Origin of the sequence: Vibrio hepatarius, from assembly GCF_043642085.1 — a bacterium.
In the GTDB taxonomy this organism is placed as follows: domain Bacteria; phylum Pseudomonadota; class Gammaproteobacteria; order Enterobacterales; family Vibrionaceae; genus Vibrio; species Vibrio hepatarius_C.
The window spans coordinates 36,861-52,334 of sequence record NZ_JBHZSA010000011.1 but is presented as its reverse complement, the minus strand read 5'-3'; the positions used below and the strand labels follow the sequence as shown (position 1 = coordinate 52,334).

11 protein-coding genes are annotated in these 15,474 nt (G+C 46.0%); 1 reads left to right on the top strand and 10 read right to left on the bottom strand.

Annotation, left to right across the window (positions count from 1 at the left end):
- Positions 1–26 precede the first annotated feature (26 nt).
- The 7 genes from ACHUFZ_RS17510 to ACHUFZ_RS17480 form a co-directional block, all read right to left on the bottom strand.
- Complete coding sequence (locus ACHUFZ_RS17510) at positions 27–746, bottom strand: 3'-5' exonuclease (RefSeq protein WP_394128147.1); 720 nt, start codon at positions 744–746, stop codon at positions 27–29.
- Between the two features lie 7 nt (positions 747–753).
- Complete coding sequence (locus tag ACHUFZ_RS17505) at positions 754–2,643, bottom strand: DUF294 nucleotidyltransferase-like domain-containing protein (protein WP_394128146.1); 1,890 nt, start codon at positions 2,641–2,643, stop codon at positions 754–756.
- 137 nt (positions 2,644–2,780) lie between these two features.
- Entirely contained in the window at positions 2,781–4,529 is a 1,749-nt protein-coding gene (locus tag ACHUFZ_RS17500) for a formate--tetrahydrofolate ligase (protein ID WP_394128145.1), read from the bottom strand.
- A 243-nt stretch (positions 4,530–4,772) separates the two neighbouring features.
- Complete coding sequence (locus ACHUFZ_RS17495; protein WP_394128144.1) at positions 4,773–4,961, bottom strand: hypothetical protein; 189 nt, start codon at positions 4,959–4,961, stop codon at positions 4,773–4,775.
- 38 nt (positions 4,962–4,999) lie between these two features.
- Positions 5,000–7,357, bottom strand: a complete 2,358-nt coding sequence (locus ACHUFZ_RS17490) for a fatty acid cis/trans isomerase (protein ID WP_394128143.1) — start codon at positions 7,355–7,357, stop codon at positions 5,000–5,002.
- Positions 7,358–7,466: 109 nt separating this feature from the next.
- Positions 7,467–8,474 (bottom strand): DUF2955 domain-containing protein, encoded by a 1,008-nt coding sequence (locus ACHUFZ_RS17485; protein ID WP_394128142.1) that lies wholly within the window; start codon positions 8,472–8,474, stop codon positions 7,467–7,469.
- A gap of 11 nt (positions 8,475–8,485) precedes the next feature.
- Positions 8,486–9,553, bottom strand: a complete 1,068-nt coding sequence (locus tag ACHUFZ_RS17480) for an HlyD family secretion protein (protein ID WP_394128141.1) — start codon at positions 9,551–9,553, stop codon at positions 8,486–8,488.
- Between the two features lie 100 nt (positions 9,554–9,653).
- Here ACHUFZ_RS17480 and ACHUFZ_RS17475 point away from each other — a divergent pair, with 100 nt between their 5' ends.
- Entirely contained in the window at positions 9,654–10,514 is an 861-nt protein-coding gene (locus ACHUFZ_RS17475; RefSeq protein WP_394128140.1) for a LysR family transcriptional regulator, read from the top strand.
- A 33-nt stretch (positions 10,515–10,547) separates the two neighbouring features.
- Here ACHUFZ_RS17475 and ACHUFZ_RS17470 read toward each other — a convergent pair whose 3' ends face one another.
- The 3 genes from ACHUFZ_RS17470 to ACHUFZ_RS17460 all read right to left on the bottom strand — a co-directional run bounded on the left by ACHUFZ_RS17470 (position 10,548) and on the right by ACHUFZ_RS17460 (position 15,262).
- Complete coding sequence (locus ACHUFZ_RS17470) at positions 10,548–12,167, bottom strand: VRR-NUC domain-containing protein (protein WP_394128139.1); 1,620 nt, start codon at positions 12,165–12,167, stop codon at positions 10,548–10,550.
- Positions 12,168–12,231: 64 nt separating this feature from the next.
- Entirely contained in the window at positions 12,232–13,464 is a 1,233-nt protein-coding gene (locus tag ACHUFZ_RS17465) for an L-lactate MFS transporter (RefSeq protein ID WP_394128138.1), read from the bottom strand.
- A gap of 337 nt (positions 13,465–13,801) precedes the next feature.
- Positions 13,802–15,262, bottom strand: a complete 1,461-nt coding sequence (locus tag ACHUFZ_RS17460) for a DUF3360 family protein (RefSeq protein ID WP_394128137.1) — start codon at positions 15,260–15,262, stop codon at positions 13,802–13,804.
- Positions 15,263–15,474: the final 212 nt, after the last annotated feature.

The window sequence follows — 15,474 nt, the reverse complement described above, 5'->3', positions numbered from 1 at the left end:
TTTCAAAGACTAGAGCCGCCTAATGATTACAGCCAGAGTTGCTTAATTGGCATCTTTCGATCGTAGTGATGAGCGATCTGCGCTTGCAACAGTTCAGCGGTTGCAACGGCGTCAGTTAAGGCGTGGTGAGGCGTATACTGCGGCAGTCCGTAACGAGTTCGGCTTGCGCCTAAACGAACAGACTCGGGCTTTTTACCCAGGATCTTATTAAAAATCCCTCCGGATTGCTTCTGTTGGAGCTGAGTTTCAATATGCATGGTATCAACAACCGGAAACTCAATGCCTTCCTTAATCCGTGCGATAAGTGCTTTATCGAAAAACTCCCGTTCAATACGCTGATAATGAACCACCATAATCTTGCCCGACATTTGCTCTAGCACTTGCTCATAGATGCCAGAAAGGTCAGGTGCATCCAAAACGTCTGAGTGAGTAATCCCATGAATCACGACCGACTCTTCAGCCAGTTGTTTACGCGGTCTTACCGTCCAGTGTTGAGCTTGGTTGATAAAGATACGATTTAAATTAAAAGGTACGGTACCTATGGTAATGATATCGTCGTTATCGGAATCTAACCCTGTGGTTTCAAAGTCCATCGCAAGAAACACAACATCTTCTAGCGGCGTGTTTGGATCAGGCAAACCAGCATCGTAGTAGTTTCTTAAGCCGCTATCTTGCACGACTTCTAGCTTACGACTGAACTTAGTAGGCCAGTCGATAGAGGGCGCTGACATAAGTTTATTAATCATTGACGCCTCACTTAAAGTTATTGCTAGCTTGGTAGCGGAACTTTAGGAAGTTTTGCGCGTTGCTTAAAATCTGGAACGCATCCTTAAGGTTACGGCGCTCAAAATCGGATAAGTGCTCTGGCTCGATGTTGTTATCTGGTTCGATTTGGTTCTCAACATCAAGCGCTTGGTGCCTGATACGAACCATTGAAATGAACTCAAGAGCATCACTTAAATCGCGCGCTTTGCCTTTAGGTAAGATGCCTGCTTCATTAATGTCATCAAGGCGCTCAAATGAGTTTTTCGAACGCGAGCCTACCGCGAGTGCATGAACGCGGATCAAATCGGCCAGTGGGGCAGTACCGCGGCGTTTAAGGTTGATGGAGTTTTTATGCTGACCATCTTTCTCCATCACGAAGTCTTTGAAGAAACCGAGTGGAGGGGTACGGTTCATCGCATTACGAGCTAAACAAGCCAAGAAACGGTTGTTCTTGCGCGCACGTCTGACAATAAAACCATTGAGCTGCTCAGCCCATTTTAGGCGGCCATAGACGCCGTCAAGGTCGAAAAAGATCGAAGCATTAAGTAGTGCTTTCGGGTTTGGGTTATCAATCCAATCGGCGAAACACTCTTCCCATTCAGAGCGTGTCATGCGCCAATCTGGGTTTGTCGCCATAATATCGCCAGTGCAGTATGTGTAGCCACACTTATCGAGTCCATCACAAACCAGCGCGGACAGCTTGGCAAAGTAAGTATCATGCTCTGCTTTGACATAGGTGTTGTCCAAGATAATGGCGTTGTCTTGGTCGGTCACCAGCAGTTGCTCATCTCGGCCCATTGAACCTAATGCCACAAAACAATACGGCACAGGAGGTTCACCAAGCTCCTCTTCTGCCAGCTCAATAATACGCTGCTTGAAACTACGACCGATAACCGACATCGCACTACCCACCATGTGTGAGTTAGCGTCTTCGTTAACCAAGCGCACAAAACTGTCTTTCACCTGCACAGATAGCGCGGAAAGTTCTTCAATGGATTGCTGCTGGAAGATACTGCTCACCAGTAATAGCGAGTTCTGCGATTCATAGCGAACAATATCGGTTGCTTCAATAATGCCGATAGGTTGTTTATCTTTAAGTACAGGCAGGTGATGAACGTTGTAGCGCAGCATGGTAAGCATGGCTTCATACACATATGCGTTGTGGTCAAGTGAAATGACTTCAGTGGTCATGACGCTGGATACATCATCGTTAGGGTCTAGGCCCTGTGCGAGTACTCGAGTACATAAATCTCGGTCAGTAATGATACCCACGAGCGGATTGTTATCATCTTCATCATCGTCGGCTACTTCTGGGTCAATAACGAGCAGAGATGAAACGTTCTCTTCTGCCATCTTAATTGCCGCATTTTGAATCGATTCTGTTTTTGGAATCGATGCTGCTTCTGTCGTAAGTAGCGTTCGAACTTTAGACGTGGTTAAGTCGTTTTGTTCATTGCTGTTTGAAACGGTCTGACGCAAGCGCGCATTGTCTTCCACCTCGACAAAGTCGGCAAATGACTCATGGTTGTCATACAGATCTTGGAATACTTCCGCAGGAATGCAATAGAGCAGGCTATCCTTGGTCGCCTTAGCAGGAAAACGAACCTTATTGTTCGTTAATAGGCCCATTTGACCAAATAGGGCACCTTCATCTAAACGGTTATAGAGTTCACCTTTACGGCGATACACTTCAATAACGCCACTTCTCACCATGTAAAGGTCACGAATTTCATCACCAAAGTGGATCACTGGGGTGTCTTCGCGATAGTAGGAGATTTCTACGTGTTTGGTCACGTAGTTAAGGACGTCATCTTCAAGTTCGTCAAATGGAGGGTGTTGGGAAAGGAAGTTCTTAATTTCCAGTAGCTCTGCTTCCATGAAAAATCCAATTCTTCGAGGGTGTTACCTCAATGGTACATGATCTTAGGGCTAAGTTCATGACTTGTCCGTGTCGGAAAAATAAAAGAGGCTTAACCTGACAAGTTAAGACTCTAACATTGGGTATGGATGAGTGATTAGCTTAGGCCGATGATATTGCCGTTGTCATCAAGATCCAAATTCATAAATGCGGGTTTTTCTGGTAAGCCTGGCATGGTCATGACATTGCCACATAGAGCGTAAATAAAGCCCGCACCCGCGCATAATTTTAACTCGCGAATAGAGACATCAAAGCCGCTTGGCGCACCTTTAACACTGCCATCGGTAGAGATGGACAGAGGCGTTTTCGCTAAGCAAACGGCGAGTTGGTCGTAGCCATGCTCCTTTAGACTCTGAAGTTGCTGCTTGGCAGTGTCGCTCAGGGTGATGCTGGCTGCACCATAGCCTGCTTCTGCAACCGCCATCAATTTCTCTTCAGCGGCTTGTTCAAACTGATATAGAGGGGCGAAGTTCGGGGTTGTTGAACATTGAGCGATCACTTTTTCAGCGAGCTCTAATGTTCCTTCACCACCTTTGGCAAAGCCCTCGCTGATCGCCACTTCAACGTTATTCGGTAGAGATTCCACCAGTGCTTTTAGCTCTTGCAGTTCCGCATCGCTATCTTGCGGGAAACGGTTAATCGCGACGACGGCAGGCACTCCGTATTTATTGACGTTGTTAATGTGCCATTTGAGGTTTTCAAAGCCAGCTAAAAGCGCGTCTGAATCGTCTTCGAATAATGAATCAGGTATCGCTTGCCCCGGTTTAAGATCGTACCGACCAGAATTGGCTTTTAGGCCGCGTAATGTCGCGACGATGACCGCACAATCTGGCGCTTTGCCTGACACTTGCGCTTTGATGTTACACGCTTTTTCAAAGCCCATATCTGAGCCAAAGCCACCTTCAGTCACCGTAAACTCACTTAACTTAGTCGCGATATTATCGGCAATGATTGAAGAGTTACCATGGGCAATATTGGCAAATGGACCGGCGTGAATAAGGGTAGGGACGCCTTCAAGAGTTTGCATTAATGTTGGCTCAATGGCTTCCTTCATGCTGACTGCCATTGCACCGGCAACTTGTAGATCTTCTGTCGTGACAGGTTTTCCATCAAGATTGTAAGCAACGACAATTTGGCCGATGCGTTTGCGAAGATCTTTTAAGTCGTTAGCCAGAGCCAAAATCGCCATCAACTCTGACGCCGCAGAAATATCAAAGCCATCTTCACGTTCGTAGCCGTTAATAAGTTTGCCTGGTTCATTGTGACCAACCGTTACCATACGTAGTGCTCGGTCGTTATGGTCCATGACTCGCTTCCATACGACGCGTTTAGGATCAATACGCAGCGCAGTTAATCCACTGCGAGCTTCAAAGTCGTCATAGCCATTACGCTGTTCATGATAGATTCGAGCATCAATCGCGGCTGCCGCTAGGTTGTGAGCCGCCGTCACTGCATGAATATCACCCGTAAGGTGCAGGTTGAGCTCTTCCATCGGCGCAACTTGAGAGTAACCACCGCCAGCCGCGCCACCTTTTACACCAAATACAGGGCCCATTGACGGCTGACGAATACAGGCAGTCACGGTGCGATTCAGTTTAGCTATACCTTGAGCTAGGCCAATGGTGGTGACTGTTTTGCCTTCGCCAAGCGGAGTAGGAGTGATGGCCGTGACGAGTATTAATTTACCCGTATCGCATTGCTGCAAACGTTCTAGGCTTTTTAGCGATACTTTAGCTTTATACGCACCTTGGCTTGCGAATTCTCCTTCGAGTAATCCTACACGGTGAGCAATATCAGTGATTGGTGACAGTGGTGTGTTTCGACAGATATCAATATCAGACAGCATAAAACCCTCGAAGTAGACACGGAATAAAGTTAAGCAAACGTTTGCGCAAAGATAATATCGACAAATTTGTCTTTGTAAAGTGGGGTGAAGCAGTTGGTTGTCTTTGTGGGGGATTATACGTTGTACATCTGATCTAAATCAAAAGAAACGTGCGCTGTTTCGAATAAAGCGCACGGTTTCTTTGGAAGTGTATAGATAGAAAAAGTGCCCATGGATGGGCACTTTCTTGCGTAAATTTCGGCGTTAAAACCAATCGTCATCAGGGAAGATCTTCCCTTCTGGAGCGTATGGATCATCATCAAAAGGATGTGATGCTTTACTTCGTAAGCTATCCAGTTGATGTTCAAGCATTTGGACGGTGTCATAATCACCTTCAGAACAAGCAACATATATCTGTTGCTCCAATGCTCTGATGCTATCTTCGATACCCATAGTGTCCTCCCTATGCGTTACCAGTGCCTTAAGCGGTTCTACCTATTCTCAAATCTATTGTAGTCAAGCAGGCCGAATTCGATAGGTTGATTTTCCTTATACCATGCATGAACTCTGTCACTGAATGGCCAGAACTCTTCAGAGCTGCGTCTAATTGCAAAGGTATCCAACAACTTAACGTAATCTTGTTCGGTTTTAATATTTTTCAGCATAGTGACCAGTTTTGGAATCTCTTTCTCATCAAGAGATAGATACGCGGCTGGGTAGCTTCCGATCACACCGCGGACCAAGGTTAAATCGTCATTCATAGGATCGCGATTACTCTCTTCGTCAAATAAGCTAGAGATATTGGTGTGCGCATTGTTGTGCAGTAGGGTGAACAATTGGTCTTCACCTTGTTCCGATTTAATCATCATCATTACGATTTGAGGGATATAAAATAGACCTTCACCTTTAATCGAATCGATAGAGCGCAGCAGTGCTTCATTACTGTGGCTAAAACCGGTTTGCTCGATTTGGTAGCGGTTAGTCAGTATTGGACTCATTTGCGTTTTAATGATGTCGTAAAGCTCAGCCTTAGGATCGTCAGTTTGATAAGGAACCTGAGTTGGCTGATCGAACGGCTTAACATTGCGTTGTAAAAAGTCACTCATTTGTGAACTTTGGTTCTGATACCAGCTAGATTGCTCGATGTGACGTACGTCACGCGGCAGTAGGGCAACAAAATTACTCTCGCCTTCAAGGCGCAAGAAGTCCATAAACATACGAGTAATCAACTGATGACCAAAGTTGCCATAAACGTCAAAGCCTGCCACAAGTAGGTAGTGAATGCGCTCGATCAAAGCATAATCGAGAATCCATGCCGTCTTAGGTGGCTTACCAATCATCCCTTGTACCACTGAGGCACTGTCGAAGTGTCTAAATACAGTCAGCGCCGCATTATGATTGGTCCCGTTACCTGTCCAAAGCACATCTGTGGTTAGGTATTGGCCACCTTCAAACCACTTGTTGATAAACTTAGACTTCGCTTCTAAGTAACGTGCTTGCTGACGAGAATAAGAGACCCAGTTTGAAATAGGTAAGGTGTTACTTTCTAGTTCGCCAGGCAGTTTCAAATTATCCGCTTGTGAGTGATAAAACTCGTTAATTTCCGGAAGATCAGCCTTTTCTGGGTCAATAAAGAATACCCAGAAACGATCGTTGATAACGTTTAGCGCTAGCTGACCACGACAAACAGGGCCTTTGATAAAGGCATTGATGGTGTTTTGCGCATTATCAAGCATGAACTTGAAGCGCGCGTTCACAGGCAGCTCAATAAACGCTGTCATTGGGTTGGCTGCTATCTGCGGTTCATATCCCGGTAGCTGAGCGACATGGTAGTCTGCATTAATAAACCACTCTTTCCAGTTTCTCATTCGTTGTTCATTCAATGCGAAAGGCATATGCGTTTTATCAACGATAGTGCCTTGCTCTGGGATCAGACGATAGTAAACACGATTAACACCTGGGTCATCGTAAGGACGTCTTGTGGTAATACGTTTAACTGGTTCGCCCGGTGGCGTACTTGAACGCACTAAGGTGAAGAATCGAGGTGTCGCTTCGTTTAAATCCGAGAAATAGAGGTGCGATAAGAACAGATGTTCGTAGATGTAGCGAGCCGTCAATTGAACTTTGCGCGATCCTTTATTCAGTACCGTCTCGTACTCGTTCACTAATGCCTGTTGCTCCAGCGTCAGTGGGATCTGCTTGTTCATGATGGCGCCATTTTGCAGCCAATCCATCAGCGTTGCGTACTCATTACTTGTCAGGTTAGGCATACCATAAGGCATTCCCCAAGTTGGGTAGTCCTGCGCATACTGATCGTATTCTTCGATCGTTGGGCAGACCTGACTGCGGTCAACGGCGAAGTCAAAACCTTCTAACTGTGTCTGATCTGGTAACGGGTGCGCTTCTTTTTGCTCAAGCATACGAGCAATAAGGCCAGCCTGCATATTGGCGGTTGGGTTTTGAATGCGCTCGTTCAGAATTGGGTGAAAACCCATCTCTCGCCATTGTTCTGTTGTTTCTGCGTCTTCAAATAGACGACTTGGTGTCGCGGCCGTTAGACGAGTTCCTTGATACACCAGCTCTTTACTTGCCCCGCGGTCGATGCCCTCAACAGAAGACATCTTAAGCTGACAAGGCGCGTCATAACAGGCATGGCAAACCACGCAGCGATTATCAATAATCGGTTTTACATCAGTTAAGAAAAGCTCACTTTCAGGGCTTAATACATCCACTCTGCGCTCACGGACTTGCTCCTGGCCGAAGAGTTGGTCGTAATTTAAGCCTGCGTAGGTTGCACATCCTGCGAATAGGGTGACCACTGCTAGCATCAAAAAGGTGCGTAAATTCATAACTATAATGGCTCTTTTATTGATTTTATCATGCACCAAAATGATAGACGTTTCGCAAATAAAACACCATGCCTTATTGTGTTTGAGGCTCTATACATGTAAAGGGTGTCTATTGATGATGGGCGTGTTTTAGTAAGCTCACACGTATGCTGTGATGAACGACCCACATCACCATTGCTGTTAGCGTAACAGCGACAAAAATTGAGCTAAAGCGATACAAGATGGAGAAAAACGCATCCTTTTGTTCTGGGACGAGAGAGGTTGTAAGCGGAACCGCAAGCGCAGACATCGCAGAAAAAGCGATTGCGGCTTTAGCTTGCCCTTTCGTCATCCACAGACAAAACGGGCCTGCGGCGATGGTGAAAGCCAGCCAAAATAGCAGGCCCTCACTGAACCAGCGTCCAAGGATAAGCTGAATAATCATACCCGCCAAACAGCCCAAGAAAGTGCCCAGTACACGGATCTTTGCAATCGCCATTGAGCCTGCAAGCGTCATGGGAGTTAGTACAATAAGGATCGACGCTTGCGCTGATAACGAGTCGTATAAGTCGGCGACTTGAAACAAAACAAAGGCCGCCATCGCGACGACCCAGCCCATTGCCACTTGGCTGATGTAATCTATGTCGCTTTTGACCGGAGTGGTAGGCAACTCGCTGATGTCTGACTTTGTTTCAGGCTCAGGGAACAGCCAATAGGCGAGGGCACAGACCGCAATGTTAGCGATAACAATCACCCATAGATTAACGTTAAACTCTTCAATGTCGATAAAGTCATAGCTGGCAAAGTTAAGCACAATCGCTCCCACTAACAGGCCCATATAACCAAACAAGTAGCTTTGTGGACGCATCATCGCGATACACTTCATCAGCATCATAATGCCGACTGCGACGAACATCAGCGTTGGGTGAAACTGCAAGTATTCAACGATAAATGTCGCTTGTAAGGTGGTCCAGATGGCCGATACCACCACCATCAATAAAGTCGGGAGGTGAAAGCGATCAGCGCGGCTCAATACAAACAGCGGCATCATCACTGCGAAAAAACCGTAAGACCAACCGAAGATCATGCTCAGCGCTAAGCCTAACGAGCATCCGAACCAGATTCGCATTGTTTTCATGCTAACACCCGTTAGTAAATGTAGTGGAACCAGCTTGCGATATGGATTTGTATCTTAGCTAACCAACGCCACAACGCGCTTTCTTGCGGATAAAGAACCACAGTGGCACGTGAGCCTACGAATAGGGCTGAAGGCAAGGTTTGCTCTGTCGCTAAGTTGACGCGTGTACGTTGTGCGTCACGAACCCAGCGGTTATTGACTTCAACTTTGGTTAACGCACCGTTAGGCGTTTGCTGAGCTGCCGCGACGCCGTAATCACGACTTGCTAGGGTGAAAGGGTAGACATCACCAGGCATAGCATCAAAAGCGACTAAGGCTTGATAGTCTTGATTGACGTTAGCGACCGATTTTTCACGAAAGTCAGCTGCGACCCATAAAGAACCAGTAGGAACAAAGGTGACTAATGGCATATTACTGTTGGCCATGGTACCGACATCGACCTGAAGGTTAGTCACCACGCCATCTTTCGGTGCTAAAACTAGAGTATTGCTCAAATCCAGCTCGGCCTTTTCAAGTGAGTTTTTCGCCACTTGAACTGGTGTGCTCTGGCCTTTACCGTTGCCAAGCTGCGCTTCAATCACCACCAAATTCTGTTGCTCAGCTTTAAGTACGGAGCCTGTCACTTGGTATTGCGCTAAGGCATTATCAAGCGCCGACTTTGAAGCGAGGTTTTGCTTTGATAACTTCTGCAGGCGTTGGTACTCACGGTGGGCATTGTTGTAAGTAGCCGAAGCGCGAGCAATATTAGCCAGTGCTGCTTCACGTTGAGCATAAAGAGTTTGCTCCTTCTCGTATGCAGAGTCGAGAGAGAGTTCAGCCTGCTTAAGCGCCAGACGATACTTACGATCATCAATTTTAAATAGCACATCACCTACGTTTACGTGTTGATTGTTTTGTACCTCAACATGGGTCACTTTGCCTGACACTTCTGGCGCTATTTGTACAACATAGCCTTGCACGCGGCTTTCTGTTGTTAAGGGAACTTGTCGGTCGGCGACAATAATATAGGCAAATAGAACTACGAATAGGACAATTAATGTACGCATCCATAAACGGAACTTTTGATCGGCTGTGGTCATGATAAGGCACTTATAGGTAAAACAAGCTTGAGATTATAGAGAAAGTGCTGTGCTTCGAGTAGAATGCAAGAATGAACACTTGTGCGCTAAAAGTAGGACAATGAAAGCAAGCTACGATGATCTTTATCTGTTTACTCAAACGGTTCTACATGGCGGGATTAGCGCCGCGGCGAATGCCAACAAGCTCCAGCGCTCTAAAGTGAGCCGACGACTACAGGAATTAGAGCAAGCCATTGGTTGTCAGTTATTGATTCGAACCACCAGAACCATAGAGCTAACTGAGAATGGCCAACGTCTGTTTGAGTTGGTTAATCAACCGCTAGAGCACATTCAACAGGGGCTTACCATTGTTGAGGAGTATCAGAAGGAGTTGGCCGGTACAGTCAGGCTCGCCATCCCATCAGCATTGATGACCTCCATTGCGTTTAATAGCATCATTTCTGATTATGCTGAGCGTTTTCCTGATATTTGCGTGGAGATAGAGAACCACCAAGAAAGTGTCGACCTAAAGCGTCAAGCGTTTGATTTGCAGCTATTGCCAAGTGTGGTCAAAGTGGCGGACGACAGCTATGTTCAATTTAGTCTGCTGCATTATCGTAGCCATTTGGTGGCATCGAGAAGCTATTTAGAATCTAACCCGACAATAACTCAGCTTGCTGACTTAGCTGGCCATAGAGTGATGACCAATCGCTACAACTCAGAGCTTATCCCAGATGAGATACAAATATCATTAAAGTCGGATGACCTTAATCTGCTGCGTTCAATGGCCATTTCGGGGGCAGGGGTTGCGCTACTTCCACAAGTACACTCAAAACCGGCTTTGGAATCAGGTGAACTTGTTGAGGTGCTGCCAGGGCTAGAACATCCACTTCAACACCTCACGCTTATCTATCCTTCGGCGGCCTTTTTGCCGAATAAGGTCAGAGTGTTGATTGATCTGTTTAGAGAGAAATTTCTCTAGCCTAGTTAGTTGAGCAAAATGGCTTGGCTAACGCTATGCCTCACTGTGTTTGACATAGCAAACACTGAAATTGATGCCCAGGCGGTTAAATTGCGCTATCCAACGCCACTGGTTATCTTGCAACTTATCGCCAGGACCTTTCACTTCGACCCATTGATAATCGCCATCTTTAAACAGCATCAAATCGGGCATGCCGTTTCTAAATAGCTTAAGGTCTTGCAGCATTACTTTGAAAAGCTCGGCGATTAATTGTTTTGGCATGGATTCGATACAAGTATCGAGCAGCGTTTTGCTAAACAAAGACCAGTGGACAAAAGGATTACTCAAGCCATATTTCTGCTCATACACCGAGCAGAGATGGTCAAAGCCATCTTGTTGAATAGTGTGTAAAACTTCTTCGATCTTCTCTTTTCGCTTAGCAATGAAATCCGAATGATAGAGATCCAAAGGACGATGTTGATATTGGTTGATGAATGCACCTTCGACGGGAGCAAAGATCGCATCCCAGAAGGCGAGTCCAAATAGGCCATTGAGTAGCATGTTTTCGGCGTAGAAAACTTGATAGCCCTGTTGCTCAAAATACTCTTTTACTGCGAGTTCAACTCTCTGTGAAGAAAGGTCTAGCTCTAAATGGTATTCCGATAATACAGGTTTCTTGTCTCGTGGTATTTTTTCACCTTGCTTGCGTTTTAGGCGCTGTTCCAACTTGTGTGCTACTTCGAGTTCTGCAATGTCGTGCGGGTGCTGCAATATGCTAGTGACAACGTCAACCATGCTGGCAATGTCGTCGAGTTTATCGTAGATGCGAGCCAGTCGCTCTTTCGCTGGGGGAAGTTTGGTTTGATTAAACCAGTAGATAGAATGCTCGTACTGCTCTAGGCGCTCAAGGTCACGAGCAATGTCATTAATAAGATGCTGCCTTTTTCGTTCAATGTAATGATGCTCTATCTCATGGGGAAGTGATTCTAGGAGAGCCAGCAAGTAGTGAGCATCTTTACGGTTTCCTTCGGCGTATTGGCTTTGCATATCCGCAAGCAGCAATAGCTGGTCTATTTCACTTCGAGCGGTAAAGAAGCGTCTTGTTTTACTTAACGGGTAGTTTTCAAATTGATGCAGCCTTAAATCATCCAAAACAAATTGGCTCAAGTCTTGATGGGTATTTGCAAAAAACAGTGTGAGTAGCAGCGAGATGATCTTTGGGTTGAGTAACTCAATGACATCAAACTCTAGTGATTCGAAATCCGAGTAGGGCTGTGGCGACAATTCAGCAATGAGTTGTTCCTTACGTAATGATTTATTGAGCGGAACAAACAGACTGACTAGCTCAGTTTTGGTTAACAATACCCGCCCAAGGTCTTGCTCAGATATTGTCGAGTTAATCGCGATAAAGCTGCTCAGTTCTAGCTGTTTAAGTGCGTCAGTTAGGTTGGGGATTTCATTGTATTGGAGTTTGTCTGAACGAAACCAATGCCCTCGGCGAGAAAGCAGCCTAACCAGCAAACATTGCGCGTAGTGTTCGAGTTGGTCAAATTGAGTTAACCACTCTGATTCGTCTGGTGAGAGGAAATCTGCATACCAATCCAGTGCGTGTTCGGTGAGCTTTTTGAAGTTATTGAGATAGTAATCTGCGGCAAGGTCGATAGGGTCAGACATAGGGTTTCAGATACAAAAAAGGCCTAACCCTAAGGTTAAGCCTTTCTCATCGTAATTCAATTAATTAAGCGTGCTTTAGCTCAGCAATTTTCGCTTCAGATAGCGGCTTAGTGATGAACGCAAGTACGATACATACTGCCATCATTACTGCTGATACTGTGTACGCTAGGCTGTAACCTTCGCCTGCAGTCATAGAGAAACCAACCACTGCTGCGCCGATTGCACCACCGATACCCCATGCAGTGTAAAGTACACCGTAGTTAGTACCGTAGTTCTTAAGGCCGTAGAACTCAGCGGTTAGAGTAGGGAATACTGCTAGAAGCGTACCGTAACCAATCGCAGCAATTGCTGTACCGATGATTAGCGTGAATTCAGTTTTGAATGTTGCAAACAGAACCATGTTGATGCCCTGAAGAACGAACGCTAGAAGTAGAGTACGAACGCCACCAATCTTGTCAGCAAGCATACCAGCAGCAACACGACCGCCTGAGTTAAATACCGCTAGGATAGACGCTAGGTAAACCGCGTTTGGTAGGTTTGCCTGAACACTTGCGATAGTTGTGATGTTACCGATGATCATAAGACCAACAGAAGCTGCGAATGCGTACATGATCCATAGTGAGTAGAACTGTGGAGTTTTAAGCATTGCTTTCCAAGTTAGGTCGTCAGATTTCTTAACCGCTTTAGGTGCTTGGCCTTCTTTTACTTTAGGTTCAGCAGGTGTGTAGTCTGCTGGTGGGTTATTGATCGTTGCCGCTAGCGGAACTGCGATAGCTAGGATACCCACACCAAGGATCATGAAGCTTGTTTGAATGCCCATGTTAGTAATAAGAGCAGACGTTACTGGCGCTAGGTAGATAGCTGCAAGACCAAAACCTGCTGCGATAATACCGTTAACCATGCCTTTCTTAGACGCGTGGAACCACTTCATTGCTGAAGGAGATAGACATGCGTAGCCGAAACCGATACCAGCACCTGTGATCACACCGAAAGTGATGTTTAGCATCATCGGAGTGTCAACGAAGCCAGATGCAATCATACCTAGACCTGTAAGAACAGTACCTAGGATTAGGATCAGACGTGGCCCCATACGGTCTTGAAGGATACCTGCTACAAGAAGACAGATAGAGAATGTGATAGTAGCAGTCGCGTAAGGAGCAGAAGCTTCCGCAGCACTCCAGCCAGACTCAGTGACTAGCGCTTTGTTAAATACACTCCAAGCATACAGGATGCCAAGACACAGGTTGATACAGAAACCTGCTAGCAGAATGCGCATTGCTTTATCAATCTTGCTCATTTTTCTTCTCGTTTGTCCCCTAAAAAGAGGATGGGTTAACTGGTCATTTTTTCAAATTAAGTTTGCGTTTATCAACATAAAGCGCAATGGGCGCGAATTATAACCAATTAAAATGTGATTGGAATCTCTTTTTAAACGAATTCTGACATTTTTTTGAATTGTTATTTTTATGTTTCTTGTTTGGGTGAAAATTAGGCTGGCTTATAACAAATAACTGAATGGTTATTATGGCTTTTTTAAGCAGGGAATTGAGCCTAAAGTTGAGATGAATAGTGGGATTGTAGATATGAAAAGGACGCATCGAAATGCGCCCTTTTAAGTAGAAAAAGAGGTGAGATTAATTGCCAATCAGCGCAGGAATACCCGGTAATTGACCAACAATCGCAAGTGAACCAACACAGATAACGAATGCTAAACCAGGGATAAGGTATTTATCTTTTACTGACAGCTCTTTTGCACGTTCGTGATCGCCAATAAGACCCATGTTATCGAGTAGCATTGTTGTTGCCCAACCAAATACTGGGTTAACGAATGCACATGCGAAGATACAGATGCCCGCACTTAACGAGTCTTTGTGTTTGTGGATCATCTGCATACCTGCTTCAAGCAGTGGCAAGAATACACCGACGATAAGCGCGACACGCAGAACAGGTTCCCACATGGCAAGATCCATTGGGTAACCAATAACCGCGGCTGCGATACACATAATACCGGTTAGCAGTGCGCCACCTGGGATAGGGCGCTTAGCGATAGCCGCAGGGATCATGTAAGTACCCCATGAAGACGCTAGGTTACCACCGCCAAGGAAAGAACCAATACCTTGACGAATTGACGCAACCATCATGGTGTCATCGACGTCCATAAGCACGCCTTTTGCGTCTTTAGGGTAGTTCAGTTCTTGGAATACGCGGTGACCAAGGTAGTCAGGTGACCACATCGCAACCGCTAGCAAAGCAAATGGCGTAACGGCGATGAAGTGTTCCAGATTTGGCCAACCTAATTGCCAACCGGTATCTTCACCCCACCAGTAGAATGGGCTGAAGTGCGGAAGACCTGGCTCGGTAGTAAAGGCGAACTCTGCCCCTAATACATAGGCAACAATACCTGCGATAAGAGAACACAGAGGGATAGCCAGCCAGCGTTTATTAATTTTAGCTAGGTAGGCATAGACGGCTAGGGTCACCCCAATGACGGCAAACGAGATATAGCCTTGATCGGTACTTGAAGCCCAAGCTTCGGTCTTATTGATCTGACCAATCAGACCTACCGCCCCTAAGTAGATAAGCAGACCGCCCCGAACGCCAACGCCAGTGAGCGTCATCAGTTTCGAGCCCCCTTTGGTATACGCAAGGATAAAGCCAAACATACACACCATGATACCCAGAGCCAGCGGGTGTCCTCCCGCAGCGGCAATCAAGGGTATCAACGGGATCATTGGGCCGTGAGTTCCTGCTAGGTTAGAGTTTGGGTTCAAAATGGCAGAGAAAAGGATAACAAACAGGGCACCAGCGATCAGGAGCTCATAACGGACGTTTTCTGCAACAAACTCTGGAGATAAGCCAAACTGTGCGGCAAAGACTGCAACCATCGCGGTTACCATAACGACTTTACCGATTGTTGCTGCGAGTGCTGGAACTAAGTCTTCAAGCTCAACACTGTAATCGCGTGAAGGTAAGTGAATCCCCCAACGACGAAAGCTCATGATTTTAAGATCGTGGTTTAGAAACTCCTCTCGGCTATCAAACTCCTGCGCTTTGCGGCGCATATCCCTATAAAAGGTCTTACTTTTGTTAGACATCGTGTCTTCCTATGTAATGTGCCGAAGTTGAACCATGTCAATTAGGGCTCCGCTTTCGCTTGGTATACTAGCCTTCGACTAGTACGAGACGACATCCCAGACGCTACCAAACATCTCTATCTTATTGATAAAGAGGGAAAACATGGCTTTTCTTCGGTGATGAAAACAAGATGAACGACTCGTCACCTTGTCAAAATTCGAATCAAAACAAT

Coding starts and splice junctions, on each gene's coding strand:
- ACHUFZ_RS17510 (WP_394128147.1), bottom strand. CDS start 746: ATGATTAATAAACTTATGTCAGCGCCCTCTATCGACTGGCCTACTAAG.
- ACHUFZ_RS17505 (WP_394128146.1), bottom strand. CDS start 2,643: ATGGAAGCAGAGCTACTGGAAATTAAGAACTTCCTTTCCCAACACCCT.
- ACHUFZ_RS17500 (WP_394128145.1), bottom strand. CDS start 4,529: ATGCTGTCTGATATTGATATCTGTCGAAACACACCACTGTCACCAATC.
- ACHUFZ_RS17495 (WP_394128144.1), bottom strand. CDS start 4,961: ATGGGTATCGAAGATAGCATCAGAGCATTGGAGCAACAGATATATGTT.
- ACHUFZ_RS17490 (WP_394128143.1), bottom strand. CDS start 7,357: ATGAATTTACGCACCTTTTTGATGCTAGCAGTGGTCACCCTATTCGCA.
- ACHUFZ_RS17485 (WP_394128142.1), bottom strand. CDS start 8,474: ATGAAAACAATGCGAATCTGGTTCGGATGCTCGTTAGGCTTAGCGCTG.
- ACHUFZ_RS17480 (WP_394128141.1), bottom strand. CDS start 9,553: ATGACCACAGCCGATCAAAAGTTCCGTTTATGGATGCGTACATTAATT.
- ACHUFZ_RS17475 (WP_394128140.1), top strand. CDS start 9,654: ATGAAAGCAAGCTACGATGATCTTTATCTGTTTACTCAAACGGTTCTA.
- ACHUFZ_RS17470 (WP_394128139.1), bottom strand. CDS start 12,167: ATGTCTGACCCTATCGACCTTGCCGCAGATTACTATCTCAATAACTTC.
- ACHUFZ_RS17465 (WP_394128138.1), bottom strand. CDS start 13,464: ATGAGCAAGATTGATAAAGCAATGCGCATTCTGCTAGCAGGTTTCTGT.
- ACHUFZ_RS17460 (WP_394128137.1), bottom strand. CDS start 15,262: ATGTCTAACAAAAGTAAGACCTTTTATAGGGATATGCGCCGCAAAGCG.